Consider the following 15,252-nt stretch of genomic DNA (forward strand, 5'->3'; position numbering starts at 1 on the left):
GCTCAAACCGGCAACAATGACCTCATGGCGCGTGCTTTCCTCTTCGTCCTGGATTCCTTCGGCATAGGCGGCGCCGCCGACGCCGAACGCTACGGAGATGCCGGTGCCAACACCTTCGCCCATATCACCGAGGCCTGTGCGGAAGGCCGCGCCGATCGTGAAGGACTTCGCCAGGGACCGTTGTTTGTTCCCAACATGGCGTCGCTCGGACTTGGCAAGGCTGCCGAGACCGCGACGGGGCTGGGCTTTGCCGCTTTCGGGACGGATCTCGTCGCCAATGCCTTCCACGGTGCCGCCCAGGAGGTTTCGAGCGGCAAGGACACGCCATCCGGCCATTGGGAGATAGCCGGCCTGCCGGTACGTTTCGACTGGGGCTACTTTCCCGACACGATCCCGGCCTTTCCCTCCGAACTGACCGAGGCCATCATCCGCGAAGGCAAGGTGCCGGGCATTCTCGGCAACTGCCACGCGCCTGGCACCGAGATCATCGAACGGTTCGGCGAGGAGCACGTCCGCACGGGCAAGCCGATCTGCTACACCTCGGTGGACTCAGTCCTGCAAGTCGCCGCGCACGAGGTCCATTTCGGCCTGGAGCGGCTCTACGAATTCTGCAAGGTGGTGCGTCGCCTGGTTGATCCGCTGCGGATCGGAAGGGTGATCGCGCGACCGTTCGTCGGCGAGACGGCAGCCACTTTCGAGCGGACCTACAACCGACACGACTACGCCGTGCCGCCACCCGAGCCGACATTGCTCGACCGGCTGACGGCGCGTGGCAGCCGCGTCATCGCCGTCGGCAAGATCGGCGACATCTTTGCCCATCGGGGGATTTCGGAAGTGCGCAAGGCCGCGGGCAACATGGCCATGTTCGACCAGGCGCTTGATGCAATGGATGCGGCCCGCGACGGCGATCTCGTCTTCGCCAATTTCGTCGATTTCGACACCGAGTTCGGCCATCGCCGCGATGTTGCAGGTTATGCCGCCGCGCTCGAGGCCTTCGACCGGCGACTGCCGGAAGCATTCGCGAGATTGCGACAGGGCGATCTGCTGATCCTGACGGCCGACCACGGCAACGATCCGACCTGGCGCGGCACCGACCACACACGCGAACGCATTCCGGTGATCGGCATCGGACCGGGTCTGACGGGCGGCGACATCGGGCTGAGAACGACATTCTGCGACATTGGTGAAACCGTGGCCGAACATCTCGGGTTGGCGCACGGCCGCTACGGCACTTCCTTTTACCCGGATATGGGCGGCCATGCCTGAATTGCCCGAGGTCGAGACGGTCCGGCGCGGGCTGGAGCCGGTTCTGGAAGGCGCCCGCATCATCCGCGCCGAGGCACGCCGGCCGGACCTGCGTTTTCCATTCCCCGAAAAATTCGCCGAGCGGCTGACCGGCAAGACGATCACGGCGCTCGGACGCCGGGCCAAATATCTGACGATGGATCTCGAAGGCGGTCCCGCCCTGATCTGCCATCTCGGCATGTCGGGCTCGTTTCGCATCGAGGCGGCCGACGCCGCCGAAATGCCCGGCGTGTTCCATCACGAGCGGTCGAAGAGTTCGACGCACGACCACGTCATCTTCGACGTCGCCTCTCGGGACGGCACCCGCTCGCGCGTGGTTTTCAACGATCCGCGTCGCTTCGGCTTCATGCTGTTTTGCGAAGGACCGCCGGACACCCATCCGATGCTGGCGGGGCTCGGCGTCGAACCCACCGGCAATGCGCTTGACGGAGTGCTGCTGGCCTCGCTGCTGAAGGGCCGGAAATCGCCGCTGAAGGCCGCTCTTCTCGACCAGAGACTGATAGCCGGGCTCGGCAACATCTATGTCTCGGAGGCGCTATGGCGCGCCGGGCTGTCGCCGCTGCGCGAAGCGGGCACGATAGCCAAAGCCGGCAAGAAAGCGGGTGAGCAAAGCCGGGAACTTGCCGTGGCGGTCCGCTCGGTCATCGCAGATGCCATTGCGGCCGGCGGATCGTCGCTGCGCGACTACATGCAGATCAACGGTTCGCTGGGCTATTTCCAACATTCCTTCGCGGTGTATGACCGGGAGGGCGAACCCTGCTCCAAGCCTGGCTGCGGCGGCCGTATCGAGCGCATCACGCAGAGCGCCCGCTCGACCTTCTATTGCCGGACCTGTCAGCGGTGAGCTAGATCGATCTTCAATTGCCTGGAAGAGGAGCCGAAGCCATGGCCTATGAAACGATCGTCGTTGAAACCAGGGGCAAGGTCGGGCTGATCACCTTGAACCGGCCAAAGGCGCTCAATGCGCTGAATTCCCAGGTCATGGCGGAATTGGTGGCTGCGGTAAACGTGTTCGGGGCAGATGACGGCATCGGCGCGATGGTCGTCACCGGTTCCGAGAAGGCCTTCGCCGCAGGCGCCGACATCAAGGAAATGCAGTCGATTTCCTACGTCGATGCCTACATCAAGGACTTTTTCGTCGGCTGGGAAGAGTTGACCCGGACGCGCAAGCCGATCATCGCGGCGGTGGCCGGCTATGCGCTGGGCGGCGGCTGCGAACTGGCGATGATGTGCGACTTCATCATCGCCGCCGACACGGCAAAATTCGGCCAGCCCGAAATCACGCTCGGCGTCATTCCCGGCATGGGCGGCTCACAACGCCTGACCCGGTTCGTCGGCAAGTCGAAGGCGATGGACATGTGCCTGACCGGGCGGATGATGGATGCCGCGGAGGCCGAGCGTTCCGGCCTGGTCTCGCGCGTCCTGCCTGCCGGCGAGCTTGTCGAGGAGGCCGTCAAGGCGGCGGCCAAGATCGCCGATTTTTCGCTGCCGTCGGTGATGATGGCAAAGGAAGCCGTCAACCGAGCCTATGAAACGACGCTCGCCGAGGGGCTGCGGTTCGAACGTCGACTGTTCCATTCGCTGTTTGCGCTCGACGACCAGAAGGAAGGCATGGCGGCCTTCGCCGAGAAGCGCAAGCCGAATTTCACCAATCGCTGACAGCGCACCTCCGGGGCGCGAAATGCTTCGGCGTGGCTGAAAAAATGCTCCGGCGCGACGACAGCCAAAAAGAACGCCAGCCAGCGTTGACGCGCCGGGAAAGCTGAACTATAAGCCGCACCAACCGAGGCGGCCCTGTGGCTGCCCGTTTGTTTTTTGTGCCCTGCGGCATGCCGCATGCGCCGACCAGATCAGAAGAGAGGCATCATGGCCAATACATCCTCGGCCAAAAAGGCAACGCGCAAGATCGTCCGCCGCGCGGCGATCAACAAAAACCGCCGCTCGCGCGTCCGCACTTATGTGCGCCAGGTCGAGGAGGCGCTCGCCTCCGGCGACAAGGCCGCCGCGCAGGCGGCTTTCAAGGCCGCTGAGCCGGAATTGATGCGCGCCGCGACAAAGGGCGTGATCCACAAGAACACCGCGGCCCGCAAGGTTTCGCGGCTGGCCCAGCGCCTCAAGGTGCTGTCGGCCTGACGTCCCTTTCCGGACTGATCTTCTGAGAACCCGGCCGATAGTGCCGGGTTTTTTCGTTTGCCGGCAAGCACTTAAAAAAAATACTCGGAAACGGCGTCGAAAGCGGAGTTTGCGGTCCGAAATGCTTTGCCGGCATATGCGCGCCGGCTGATGGTCCAGATACTTGAAAAGTGTCGGCTAAAAAATTCCCCCTCCGCAGAAATAATCAATATTTCCCAGCTAGTTACAGATAGTCATCCACACGTTGTCCACAGCGCGGCGAAGCGCCAGGAGAACAACTGGCTGTCAAGCGATTTATTTCACAAAATTTCGCGCCAGCCCGGCTTTTTCATATTCGCCGGAAAAGGGTTTGAATCACAATGGCTTTGTCAAACTATAGTGCTGCCGCATGGCGCTTCGGCGCGCCGGACCTAACCAGATTCCTTAAAAATCCGTTAGACGTGGCCTTGCCCTATCCACAGCGATTTCGGTAATGTCGGTCCATCGAAAGGGATGGGCCGGGTGGCCCTGACCCAGCCTGAATGGGCCAGCTTAAATTGGCGGGGTTTGTGGCGCGGATCAAGTCCGCGGACAGGTTTGGTTTGCTCTTTTTCGATACGGTAGGGGACTGGCGTAACTATACATGGCAGGTCGACAGCGCCGGCGATTTTCGCCGGACGGTGTTGCATTGTTCTGACATACCCAACACGGACTGGCTTCCATGGGCCGGCACCGGTTCCCTGGATAATGGGCGACGTTCATCTGCCGGCGGCGGCAGCGGGCGTCGTAGCAAAGCGCAGTCGCTGGAACACGGATGCAGGAGGCGCATCCCCGGCGGAAAAACAGGTACAGAGACAAGGAACTCGATCATGCAGAGCGGCGTCGAAAGGGAGCTTACCAATGACATCCCATTTTCAGGAAATCTGATCGGAGCTGATGAGATGGCGGCTTCCAGCGACGCGGAACAGAAGTTCGACCGGGTCAAGGCCCAGTTGAAGGCGCGGTTGGGAACCGAAGTCTATTCGAGCTGGTTCGGGCGCATGAAGGTCGCGGAGGCTTCAAAGGGCATCGTTCGCATTTCGGTGCCTACTGCCTTCCTGCGCTCGTGGATCAACGGCCATTATCTCGACCTTATCTGCGAGCTTTGGAAGCACGAGGATCCCGAGATCCTCAAGATCGAGATCATCGTGCGCACAGCCACCCGCCAGGGGCGCAGCCATGCCGAACCGGAATTGGCGCCGGCGCGCAAGATGACGCGACAAACGCAGACGGCGCTGGCCGCCGGCACCGTAAGCCCCGGCAGGCTGGAGCGGGCTCCGGCGCCGCGCCCGGGCATGCCGGCCGAGAGCGAGTTCCGCCACAATGTGCTGGGATCGCCGCTCGATCCGCGTTACACGTTCGCCTCTTTCATCGAAGGGCCGTCGAACCGGGTGGCCTTCGCCGCGGCCAAGGCCGTGGCGGAATCGCAGTCGAGCGCGGTGCGCTTCAACCCGCTCTTCCTTCATGCGACGGTCGGCCTCGGCAAGACCCATTTGTTGCAGGCTATCGCCGCGGAATCGCTGAAGCAGAACCCGAAATCGCGCGTCGTCTACCTGACGGCGGAATATTTCATGTGGCGCTTCGCCACCGCGATCCGCGACAACAATGCCTTGACGCTCAAGGAACAGCTTCGCGATATCGACCTGCTCATCATCGACGACATGCAATTCCTGCAGGGCAAGTCGATCCAGCACGAATTCTGCCATCTGATCAACATGCTGCTCGACAGCGCCAAGCAGGTCGTCGTCGCCGCCGACCGGCCCCCGTCGGAACTGGAATCCCTCGAACCGCGGGTCCGCTCGCGCCTCAATGGCGGCGTCGCGCTCGAAATGTCGGCCCCCGATTTCGCCATGCGCCTGGGCATGCTCAAGCTGCGCCTCGCCACCGCCAGGCACGACGACGCTTCCCTCGACATCTCCGACGAGATCCTCAATCACGTCGCCCGCACGGTGACCGGCAGCGGCCGCGAACTGGAAGGCGCCTTCAATCAACTCCTGTTCCGCCAGTCTTTCGAGCCGCAGATCACCATCGATCGCATCGACGAGATCCTCGGCCATATCTACCGCACCGGCGAGCCGAAGCGGGTCCGTATCGAGGATATTCAGCGCATCGTCGCGCGGCACTACAATGTGTCGAAGACCGAGTTGCTGTCCAACAGGCGCACGCGCACCATCGTCAAGCCGAGGCAGGTCGCCATGTATCTGTCCAAGGTGATGACGCCGCGCTCGCTGCCCGAGATCGGGCGGCGCTTCGGCGGCCGCGACCACACAACGGTGCTGCACGCAGTGCGCAAGATCGAGGATCTTTCCGGCGGCGACAACACGCTGGCGCAGGAACTGGAACTGTTGAGACGGTTGATCAACGACCAGGCCTGAGCCGTTCGAAAACGCCTGGCGGCGTGCTTCGCCGCCTTTATCCCCAGAAAGCCCGCGTAGCCGGCCCGAACCGGTCGCGCGGGCTTGCGTTTGCTGGTTTTTTCCTGTCAGTTTACGCAGATTCTGAAGCCTGTTCAGACCTTTCGCGGGACGCCGCCAGCCGGAGACCCGCTCATTCATTCAAGCGAGCCTGGTTCGTCATGCGTGTTATCCTGGAACGGTCAAATCTCCTGAAGTCGCTCAACCACGTCCACCGCGTGGTCGAGCGGCGCAACACCATACCGATCCTGTCCAACGTGCTGCTCAGCGCCGAAGGCGCCAGCCTGGAAATGAAGGCCACCGACCTCGACCTGGAGGTGACGGAAGCGACGCCGGCCAAGGTCGAGCGGGGTGGCGCGACAACGGTTCCGGCGCATCTGCTCTACGACATCGTGCGCAAGCTTTCCGACGGTGCCGAGGTGATGCTGAAGACGGACGAGGACGGCAACGCCATGACGGTGACCTCCGGCCGCTCGAGCTTCCGACTGCAATGCCTGCCGCAATCGGACTTCCCCGAGCTTTCGGCCGGATCCTTCTCGCATATCTTCCGGCTCGACTCGGTCGCGCTCAAGGGGCTGATCGAGAAGACCCAGTTCGCCATCTCCACCGAGGAGACGCGCTATTATCTCAACGGCATCTATCTTCACACACATGAGGTCGGCGGCAAGCTGAAGCTGCGCTCGGTGGCGACCGACGGCCATCGCCTGGCGCGCGCCGAGATCGACGCGCCGGCGGGTTCCGAAGGCATGCCGGGCATCATCATACCGCGCAAGACGGTCAGCGAATTGCAGAAGCTGGTCGATGATCCCGACGTGGCGGTCACCACCGAGTTGTCGGACACCAAGATCCGCTTCACCATCGGCAGCGTCATCCTGACTTCCAAGCTGATCGACGGCACCTTCCCCGATTATCAGCGGGTCATTCCCACCGGCAACGACAAGAAGCTGATCATCGACCGCCAGAGCTTCGCGGCCGCCGTCGACCGCGTCTCGACCATCTCCTCCGAACGCGGGCGCGCGGTGAAGCTTTCGATCAGTGAGGGCCAGGTGACGCTTGCGGTCAACAATCCGGATTCGGGCAGCGCCACCGAGGAGTTGGCCGCCGACTATTCAGCCGACCCGATCGAGATCGGCTTCAACGCCAAGTACCTGCTCGACGTTGCCGCACAATTGACCGGTTCAGAGGCCCGGTTCATGTTGGCCGACGCCGGTTCGCCAACGCTGATCCACGACATGGCCGATGAAACCGCGCTTTATGTGCTGATGCCGATGCGGGTGTAGAGCAGTAGCGGTTGCCGGCACAAACCCATATAAGTAAGCTTACACTTACCAATTTCCGCAACTATGCGGCGCTGTCGGTCGAGCTTGAGCCGGGCGCGGTGGTGTTTTCCGGTGACAATGGCGCTGGCAAAACCAATCTGCTGGAAGCGATTTCCCTGTTGACGCCGGGCCGCGGCCTGCGCCGCGCGCCTTACGCGGACGTCGCGCGTGAGGGCGGTGACGGCGGCTTTGCGCTGCACGCACGGCTCGACGGACCTGACGGCCAAGTCGAGATAGGGACGGGCATTTCGAGTGGCGACAGTCTTGGCGAGGGCGGCAGGCGGGTGCGTATCAACGGCGCCACGGCGCGATCGGCCGAGGACATGCTGGAATGGCTGCGCGTCGTGTGGCTGACGCCGTCCATGGACGCTCTGTTCACCGGACCGGCCGCGGACCGCCGGCGCTTTCTCGACCGGCTGGTGCTGGCGATCGATCCAGGCCACGGACAGCGCGCCCTCGACTATGAAAAGGCGATGCGCGGCCGCAACCGGCTGCTGACGGAAGGTTCGCGGAATTTGAGCTGGTTCGAGGCGATCGAGACGCAGATGGCCGAGACAGGCGTGGCGATCGCCGCGGCGCGCGCCGAAATGGTGCGCCTTCTGGCCGCCATGATCGACAGGCTGCCCGACAGCGGCCCGTTTCCGCAGGCCGATATCGGCCTGTCGGGCGATCTGGAAGCCGAGATCGCCAACACGCCGGCTGTCGACGTCGAGGAGCGGTTCCGCCGCACGCTCGCCGGGGGCCGCGACCGCGACCGCGCCGCCGGGCGCACGCTCGAGGGCCCGCACCGCTCCGATCTCGTGGTCCGGCACCGACCCAAGGCGATGCCGGCGGCGCTGTGTTCGACCGGCGAACAGAAAGCGTTGCTTGTCGGCATTGTCCTGTCGCATGCCAGATTGACCGGCGAGATGTCCGGCTTGACGCCAATCCTGCTGCTCGACGAGATCGCGGCACATCTCGATGGTGGCCGGCGTGCGGCGCTGTTCTCGATCCTGGAGGAATTGAACTGCCAGGCTTTCATGACGGGAACCGATGCTGCGCTGTTTTCCAGCCTGGCGGGCCGGGCGCAGTTCCTGATCGTGGATCACGGCACGGTCGCGCCGATGGCTGTGTGAGCACCTGACAAGGTTTTTCTCCCGCTATATGATCGAGCCATGATCGCCACCGCCCTCACCGACGAAGAACTCGAACGCTATGCCCGCCACATCGTGCTGCCCGAAATTGGCGGCGCCGGCCAGCAGCGCCTGAAGCGAGCGCGGGTGCTGGTCATCGGCGCCGGCGGATTGGGCGCACCAGTGCTTGAATATCTTGCCGCAGCCGGCGTCGGTACGCTCGGCGTGATCGACGACGACACGGTTTCGCTCTCCAACCTGCAGCGGCAGGTGATTCACGGCACGAACACTGTCGGCATGCTGAAAACCCACAGCGCCAAGGCGGCAATTGCCCGCATCAATCCCAACACCGCTGTCGAAATCCACACATTGCGCCTGACCGCGGACAATGCCCAAGCCCTCGTCGCCCGTTACGACGTGGTCGTCGACGGGTCCGACAATTTCGAGACGCGCTATGTCGTGGCCGATGCCTGCGCGGCGGAGGGAAAGCCGCTGGTGCACGCCGCCGTGGGCCGTTTCGATGGCTCCGTGACCGTGCTGATGCCGTTCCAAGCCGATAGGGACGGCACCTCCAACCCCGGCTACCGCGACCTCTTCCCGGAGGCCCCGCCGCCGGGTCTGGTGCCGTCCTGCGCCGAGGCCGGGGTGCTTGGCGTGCTGACTGGGGTCATCGGCACGTTGCAGGCGATGGAAGCCATCAAGCTGATCACCGGCATTGGCGAGCCGCTGATCGGACGACTGCTGCTCTATGACGCGCTAGCCGCGCGTTTCGAGACCATCCGCTACAAGAGACGAAACTGACGTTGACGCGCACTGCCGATATCGTCATCACCCGGATTCCGGCCGATTTCGACCGCTGGAACGAAGTGCTCGCCCTGATCCTGCGCGCATTCGCCTTCATGGACGGCATCATCGACCCGCCGTCCTCGGCGCACCTGCTCACCGCGGAAACCTTGCGCGACAAAGCCCGCCGCGAGACCGGCATGCTGGCGCTCAGCGGCAACAGGATCGTCGGCTGCATCTTCGCCCTGGAACGAACCGACCACCTCTATGTCGGCAAGCTCGCCGTCACGCCGGACTGTCAGGGCCAGGGCATCGGCAGGTTGTTGATGCAAGCCGTCCAGGATTTTGCCCGCAGCCGCGGCAAGGCCGCAATCGAGCTGCAGACGCGAATCGAGCTGGCTGGGAACCAGGCAGCCTTTGCCCGGCTCGGTTTTCGCGAGACCGTGAGAACGGCGCATGAAGGTTATGCGCGACCGACTTCGGTCACCATGCGCAAGACTTTTTCGTAAGTTTCCACTTACATTATGTTGCGAAGCCGCTCAGGTCCTGAGCGGCAGCACGCGATCCGGCGGGCGGTGGCCGTCGACGAAGGCGCGGATGTTGATGATCACCTTCTCGCCCATGTCGATGCGGCCCTCGAGCGTCGCCGACCCCATATGCGGCAAAAGCACGACCTTGCCCTTGGTCGCGAGCTTGAGCAGTTTTCCGTTCAATGCGGGCTCGTGCTCGTAGACGTCGAGTCCGGCGCCGGCGATCCTGCCATCCTGAATCAGCTTGACCAGCGCCTCCTCGTCGATGATGTCGCCGCGCGCGGTGTTGACGATATAGGCGGTGGGCTGAAGCAGCGCCAGCCGCCGCGCCGAAAGCAGATGGAACGTCGCCGGCGTCGAGGGGCAGTTGACCGAGATGATGTCCATGCGGGCCAGCATCTGATCGAGGCTTTCCCAATAGGTCGCCTCCAGCCCGTCCTCGACCGCCTGCAGCACGCGATGGCGGTTGTGATAGTGGATGGAGAGGCCGAAGGCCTTGGCACGCCTGGCAACGGCGGTGCCGATACGCCCCATACCGACAATACCGAGCCGTTTGCCCCAGATGCGCCGGCCAAGCATCCATGTCGGCGACCAGCCAGCCCATTTCTTGTCGCCGGTGAGTACATTGGCGCCCTCCGCCAGCCGGCGCGGCACCGCCAGCATCAGCGCCATCGTCATGTCGGCCGTGTCCTCGGTCAGCACGTTGGGCGTGTTGGTGACGGTGATGCCTTTCTTGGCCGCGGCCGCCACGTCGATCTTGTCGACGCCATTGCCGAAATTGGCGATCAGCTTGAGGTTTTCGCCGGCCTGGGCGATCAATGCCGCGTCGATGCGGTCGGTGACCGTCGGCACCAGCACGTCGGCCTCCTTGACCGCCGCGACCAGTTCCGGCTGCGTCATCGGCCTGTCCTCGACGTTCAGCCTTGCGTCGAACAGCTCGCGCATGCGGGTCTCGACAGGGTCGGGCAGTTTTCGCGTGATGACCACGAGAGGCTTCTTTTTGCCTGCCATTGTTTCCCTCGTTGAGACCTCTTTAACCAAGACCGGCGAAACTGGAAGCCGGTCGCGGTAGCCGATTTACCCATGTACCAAGCGGTGCCGCCGAAGACAAAGAAAAAGGGGCGCCGGGGCCGGCAGGCCAGCGCCGAAAGGAACGAAAGTGTCTGGTTTCGCGTCGCTTCGCCTGACCCTCAGCGCAGCATTTCTCGGCGCTCTGCTCTATTCACCCCAACTGTGCGCGCAAGGTGCAGCAGCCCCCGCCCAGAGCGTCGTCACGCTCGGGCCGAGCGGCCTGCCGCTGCCACGATTCGTCAGCCTGAAATCCGGCCGCGTCAATTCGCGTGTCGGGCCGGGCGCCAACTACTCGGTCGACTGGATGTATCTGAAGGCAGGCCTGCCGATGGAGATCATCCAGGAATTCGACACATGGCGCCGCGTGCGCGACGCCGACGGTTCGGAAGGTTGGATCAACCAGTCGCTGCTTTCGGGCCGGCGCACGGCGATCGTGGCGCCGTGGCAGCGCGGCAAGGGCGCCCAGATCAATCTCCTCAGGAGCCCCGAAAAGGACGCCAGCGTGGTGGCGATCGTCGAGCCGGGCGTCATGGGCACGATCAAATCCTGCGACGGCCAGTGGTGCGAAATGACGCTCGATGGCCACACCGGCTGGCTCGCCCAATCCGTCGTCTGGGGCGCCTATCCCGGCGAACGGGTCAAGGACTGATTTTTGGCCTTGCCCGACTCGTTTGAACCGCAGGCCGGACCGTTTAGCGGCCGATGCGGCCGAGATGGGTATCCTGAAAGCTGCTCGACAGCTTCAAGCCGTAGCCCAGCGCACGATCGATAGCGATGTGGGCGATCCAGATCAATGCAACCGCTATAGCGGCTGCATTGCCGAACAGGCTGCCGGCAAGCACCAAAAGCATTGGCGGGACCAAGATGTGGAAGGCATTGTAGCACGCGGCGCCGACGCGCGGCCCGGCGAGATAGCCGAACATGGACAGATCAGGCGCCAGGATCAACAAGGCGAACAACCACCAGGACGCACCGGCGAGTGCATAAAAGACGATAGCGGACACCGCGACAGCGGCCCATTCCAGCCGGACAGCCAGATCGAGCGGCTTCATTCCTGGCCGTTCACACGTGCCTGGCCGTTCATACGTGCCCAGCCGTTCATACGTGCCCGGCCGTGCATACGTGCCTGGCCCCCGGTCATTCGGCGCGTTTGGGGCGCAGCCTCACCACGATGTCGACATTGGCGATCTCCATCCCCTCGGGTGGTTCCGGTAGGTTGGTGACGGTGACCGGACCATTGGCGATGTCGAAAATCCGGTTTTCGCCTTCGATATAGAAATGGTGATGATCGGAGGTGTTGGTGTCGAAATAGGTTTTGGCGCCCTCGACAGCGAGAATGCGCAGCAGTCCCGCCTGGGTGAACTGGTGAAGGGCGTTGTAGACGGTGGCCAGCGACACCGGCACGCCGGCGGCGACGGCCTCCTCGTGCAGTTCCTCGGCCGACAGATGGCGGTCGCCCTTGGCGAAAAGCAGGTCGGCAAGCGCAATGCGCTGCCGTGTCGGCCTCAGGCCGGCTTCACGAACCCGCTTGTCCACAGCGACATTTTCCTTCCGGCAGCCCCGGTCCATCTGGTCGTCCAAGCTCACAGTTCCGCCTCAAGACACGTCCAGAATGGCAAAAAAATGGATGTCTGCCGAAACCGGACCCCTTTCGACATATATTCTGTCGTCCGGATGCGATCAATAGCGCGCATTGACCCGGCAAGACTGGCGGGTTAAGCGCAAACGCCGGTTTCCGGCCTGAAACAGATTGTGTTAGGACACCAACGACAAGGGCGCGCCAGCGCCTGGGACATATGGGAACGAGATTGATGGCGGGTTCGAAATCCAGCTACGACTACGAAGAATTGCTGGCCTGCGCCCGCGGCGAGCTGTTCGGACCGGGCAATGCCCAGTTGCCTTACCCGCCGATGCTGATGTTTGACCGCATCACCGAGATCAGCGAAACGGGCGGGGCTTTCGACAAGGGCTTCATCCGCGCCGAATTCGACATCAAGCCGGACCTGTGGTTCTTTGCCTGCCATTTCATCGGCAATCCCATCATGCCTGGATGCCTGGGCCTCGATGCCTTGTGGCAGCTGACGGGTTTTTATCTCGGCTGGCTGGGGGAACCCGGCAAAGGCATGGCGCTGTCGACCGGCGAGGTCAAGTTCAAGGGAATGGTCACGCCCTCGGTTAAAAAGGTCGAGTATGGCGTGGAATTCAAACGTGTGATGCGTGGCCGGCTGGTGCTGGGCATCGCCGATGGTTGGCTAAAGGCGGACGGCGAACCCATATACGCGGCAACGGACCTGAAAGTCGGTCTGTCCAAGCAGTCGGCGGTCGCTTGACCGTCGCCCTGGCCGACCTCGTGGCCAGCATTCCTGGAAGGAGTTGCGAATGAGACGTGTCGTAGTCACAGGCCTCGGCATCGTGTCGTCGATCGGCAACAATGCCAACGAGGTGCAAGCCTCGCTGCATGACGCCAAATCCGGCATCAGCTTCTCCGACTCCTTCGCCGAGCACGGCTTCCGCTGTCAGGTCTGGGGCGCGCCGACGCTCGATCCCAGCGCCATGATCGATCGCCGCGCAATGCGCTTCCTGAGCCAGGGAGCGGCCTGGAACCATGTCGCCATGGACCAGGCGATCGCCGATGCCGGCCTTGGCGAGAGCGACATCACCAATGAGCGCACCGGCATCGTCATGGGCTCGGGCGGGCCTTCCACCCGCACCATCGTCGAGGCGGCCGAAACCACGCTCAAGAACGGCAGCCCCAAGCGCATCGGCCCGTTCGCGGTGCCGAAGGCGATGTCGTCGACCGCGTCGGCGACGCTGGCCACCTGGTTCAAGATCCACGGCGTCAACTATTCGATCTCGTCGGCCTGTTCGACCTCGGCGCATTGCATCGGCAATGGCTACGAACTGATCCAGTGGGGCAAGCAGGACATGGTGTTCGCCGGCGGCCACGAAGATCTCGACTGGACGATGTCGGACCTGTTCGATGCCATGGGCGCCATGTCGTCGAAGTACAATGACAGGGCATCTGCCGCTTCCCGCGCCTATGACGTCGATCGCGACGGCTTCGTCATCGCCGGCGGCGCCGGCGTGCTGGTGCTCGAGGAACTGGAGCATGCCAAGGCGCGCGGCGCCAAGATCTATGCAGAGATCGTCGGCTACGGCGCCACCTCGGACGGCTTCGACATGGTTGCGCCCTCGGGCGAAGGCGCGGTCCGCTGCATGCGGCAGGCGCTGGCGACCGTCACCACCCCGGTCGACTACATCAACACCCATGGCACCTCGACGCCGGTGGGGGATTCCCGCGAAATGGGCGCGATCCGCGAGGTGTTCGGCGAGAAGATGCCCTTCATCACCTCGACCAAATCGCTGACGGGCCATTCGCTGGGCGCGGCCGGCGTGCAGGAATCCATCTATTCGATCCTGATGATGCAAGGCGGTTTCATCGGCGAAAGCGCCCATATCGAGACTCTCGACCCCGAATTCGAGGGCATGCCGGTGGTGCGAAAGCGCATCGACAACGCCAGGATCGACACCGTTTTGTCCAATTCCTTCGGCTTTGGTGGCACCAACGCAACGCTGGTTTTCCAGCGCTATTCCGCATAAGGCCACGTTTTTTCCACGAGGATTGGCGATCATGGACGGATTGATGAAGGGCAAGCGCGGGCTTGTCATGGGCGTCGCCAACGATCATTCGATCGCCTGGGGCATCGCCCGGAAACTGTCCGAACATGGGGCCGAACTTGCCTTCACCTACCAGGGTGACGCCTTCGGCCGCCGGGTCAAGCCGCTCGCCGACAAGCTCGGCGCGGCGCTGGTGGTTCCCTGCGACGTCGAGGACAGCGCCTCGGTCCGCGCCACCTTCGAGACCTTGGGCAAGGCCTGGGGCGGGCTCGACTTCGTGGTCCATGCCATCGGCTTTTCAGACAAGAATGAGCTCAAGGGCCTCTACGCCGACACCAGCCGCGACAATTTCGTCCGCACCATGGTCATCTCCTGCTATTCCTTCACCGAGGTCGCGCGCCACGCCGCGGCCCTGATGCAGGATGGCGGATCGATGATCACCCTGACCTATGCCGGTTCGGTGCGCGTCATGCCGAACTATAACGTCATGGGCGTCGCCAAGGCCGGCCTCGAGGCCAGCGTGCGCTATCTCGCCAACGATTACGGCCCGCGCGGCATCAGGGTGAACGGCATATCGGCCGGACCGGTGCGAACGCTTGCCGGCGCCGGGATTTCCGATGCGCGCCACATGTTCTCTTACCAGCAGCGCAATTCTCCGCTGCGCCGCACCGTGACCATCGACGAGGTCGGCGGCTCGGCACTCTATCTCCTGTCCGACCTCGCTTCCGGCGTCACCGGCGAAATCCACTATGTCGATTCCGGCTATCATATCGTTTCCATGCCGACGCTCGAGGAGCTGAAGCAGACGGATCGCGCGAGCGAATAGGCCATTTCGCGAAATAGTCTTTTCTCCTGCGAAGAAATAATTCCCTTCCAATAAAATTGGATGCATTCGCGGAAACTCATTTTAAGGGCCTATCGGCTATAGAGTCCCGCAATTTGGGGACTT

16 protein-coding genes are annotated in these 15,252 nt (G+C 63.1%); 13 read left to right on the forward strand and 3 right to left on the reverse strand.

The features are described from left to right. Positions 1-24: 24 nt before the first annotated feature. The 9 genes from FJ986_RS09075 (at position 25) to FJ986_RS09115 (ending at position 9,593) form a co-directional block, all read left to right on the forward strand. Positions 25-1,266 (forward strand): phosphopentomutase, encoded by a 1,242-nt coding sequence (locus FJ986_RS09075; protein WP_140674040.1) that lies wholly within the window; start codon positions 25-27, stop codon positions 1,264-1,266. Then, on the forward strand, positions 1,259-2,149 hold the full coding sequence (gene mutM, locus FJ986_RS09080) for a bifunctional DNA-formamidopyrimidine glycosylase/DNA-(apurinic or apyrimidinic site) lyase (protein WP_140674042.1): 891 nt from the start codon (positions 1,259-1,261) through the stop codon (positions 2,147-2,149). Before FJ986_RS09075 ends, mutM begins: the two co-directional genes overlap by 8 nt. A 41-nt stretch (positions 2,150-2,190) precedes the next feature. Then, positions 2,191-2,964, forward strand: a complete 774-nt coding sequence (locus FJ986_RS09085; RefSeq protein ID WP_140674044.1) for an enoyl-CoA hydratase — start codon at positions 2,191-2,193, stop codon at positions 2,962-2,964. Between the two features lie 207 nt (positions 2,965-3,171). Then, positions 3,172-3,438 (forward strand): 30S ribosomal protein S20, encoded by a 267-nt coding sequence (rpsT, locus tag FJ986_RS09090; protein WP_140496747.1) that lies wholly within the window; start codon positions 3,172-3,174, stop codon positions 3,436-3,438. Positions 3,439-4,286: 848 nt separating this feature from the next. Then, positions 4,287-5,831, forward strand: coding sequence for a chromosomal replication initiator protein DnaA (gene dnaA / locus FJ986_RS09095; protein WP_140496749.1), 1,545 nt, complete (start codon positions 4,287-4,289; stop codon positions 5,829-5,831). Between the two features lie 200 nt (positions 5,832-6,031). Then, positions 6,032-7,150 carry a DNA polymerase III subunit beta gene (dnaN, locus tag FJ986_RS09100; protein ID WP_140496751.1) on the forward strand — a complete coding sequence of 373 codons (1,119 nt, stop codon included), beginning with the start codon at positions 6,032-6,034 and terminating at the stop codon, positions 7,148-7,150. Between the two features lie 11 nt (positions 7,151-7,161). Beyond that, positions 7,162-8,304: a DNA replication/repair protein RecF gene (recF, locus tag FJ986_RS09105; protein ID WP_140624821.1), complete on the forward strand. Its 1,143-nt coding sequence runs from the start codon at positions 7,162-7,164 to the stop codon at positions 8,302-8,304. 39 nt (positions 8,305-8,343) lie between these two features. Then, positions 8,344-9,102: a molybdopterin-synthase adenylyltransferase MoeB gene (locus tag FJ986_RS09110; protein WP_140496755.1), complete on the forward strand. Its 759-nt coding sequence runs from the start codon at positions 8,344-8,346 to the stop codon at positions 9,100-9,102. 2 nt (positions 9,103-9,104) lie between these two features. Next, positions 9,105-9,593 carry a GNAT family N-acetyltransferase gene (locus tag FJ986_RS09115; RefSeq protein WP_140674046.1) on the forward strand — a complete coding sequence of 163 codons (489 nt, stop codon included), beginning with the start codon at positions 9,105-9,107 and terminating at the stop codon, positions 9,591-9,593. 30 nt (positions 9,594-9,623) lie between these two features. On the opposite strand, the gene FJ986_RS09120 is transcribed toward FJ986_RS09115, so the two are convergent. Then, complete coding sequence (locus tag FJ986_RS09120; RefSeq protein WP_140496760.1) at positions 9,624-10,625, reverse strand: D-glycerate dehydrogenase; 1,002 nt, start codon at positions 10,623-10,625, stop codon at positions 9,624-9,626. Positions 10,626-10,773: 148 nt separating this feature from the next. Here FJ986_RS09120 and FJ986_RS09125 point away from each other — a divergent pair, with 148 nt between their 5' ends. Further along, a complete protein-coding gene (locus FJ986_RS09125) occupies positions 10,774-11,334 on the forward strand; it encodes an SH3 domain-containing protein (protein ID WP_140496762.1) in 561 nt (186 codons plus the stop codon). Between the two features lie 43 nt (positions 11,335-11,377). On the opposite strand, the gene FJ986_RS09130 is transcribed toward FJ986_RS09125, so the two are convergent. Both FJ986_RS09130 and irrA read right to left on the reverse strand, forming a co-directional pair. Next, complete coding sequence (locus tag FJ986_RS09130) at positions 11,378-11,737, reverse strand: DUF4260 domain-containing protein (RefSeq protein WP_140674048.1); 360 nt, start codon at positions 11,735-11,737, stop codon at positions 11,378-11,380. A gap of 85 nt (positions 11,738-11,822) precedes the next feature. After that, positions 11,823-12,254 (reverse strand): iron response transcriptional regulator IrrA, encoded by a 432-nt coding sequence (irrA, locus tag FJ986_RS09135; protein WP_181165297.1) that lies wholly within the window; start codon positions 12,252-12,254, stop codon positions 11,823-11,825. 242 nt (positions 12,255-12,496) lie between these two features. Between irrA and fabA the strand changes: the two genes are divergently transcribed. From fabA to fabI, 3 genes are read left to right on the forward strand one after another with little or no spacing between them, the layout of a single operon-like run. Beyond that, entirely contained in the window at positions 12,497-13,015 is a 519-nt protein-coding gene (gene fabA, locus FJ986_RS09140) for a 3-hydroxyacyl-[acyl-carrier-protein] dehydratase FabA (RefSeq protein WP_140496768.1), read from the forward strand. A gap of 49 nt (positions 13,016-13,064) precedes the next feature. After that, positions 13,065-14,285 carry a beta-ketoacyl-ACP synthase I gene (fabB, locus tag FJ986_RS09145; RefSeq protein ID WP_140496770.1) on the forward strand — a complete coding sequence of 407 codons (1,221 nt, stop codon included), beginning with the start codon at positions 13,065-13,067 and terminating at the stop codon, positions 14,283-14,285. A 31-nt stretch (positions 14,286-14,316) separates the two neighbouring features. After that, positions 14,317-15,129: an enoyl-ACP reductase FabI gene (gene fabI / locus FJ986_RS09150; protein ID WP_140624823.1), complete on the forward strand. Its 813-nt coding sequence runs from the start codon at positions 14,317-14,319 to the stop codon at positions 15,127-15,129. Positions 15,130-15,252 lie beyond the last annotated feature (123 nt).

The sequence above is a fragment of the Mesorhizobium sp. B1-1-1 genome, assembly GCF_006442955.1.
Classification (GTDB): Bacteria; Pseudomonadota; Alphaproteobacteria; order Rhizobiales; family Rhizobiaceae; genus Mesorhizobium.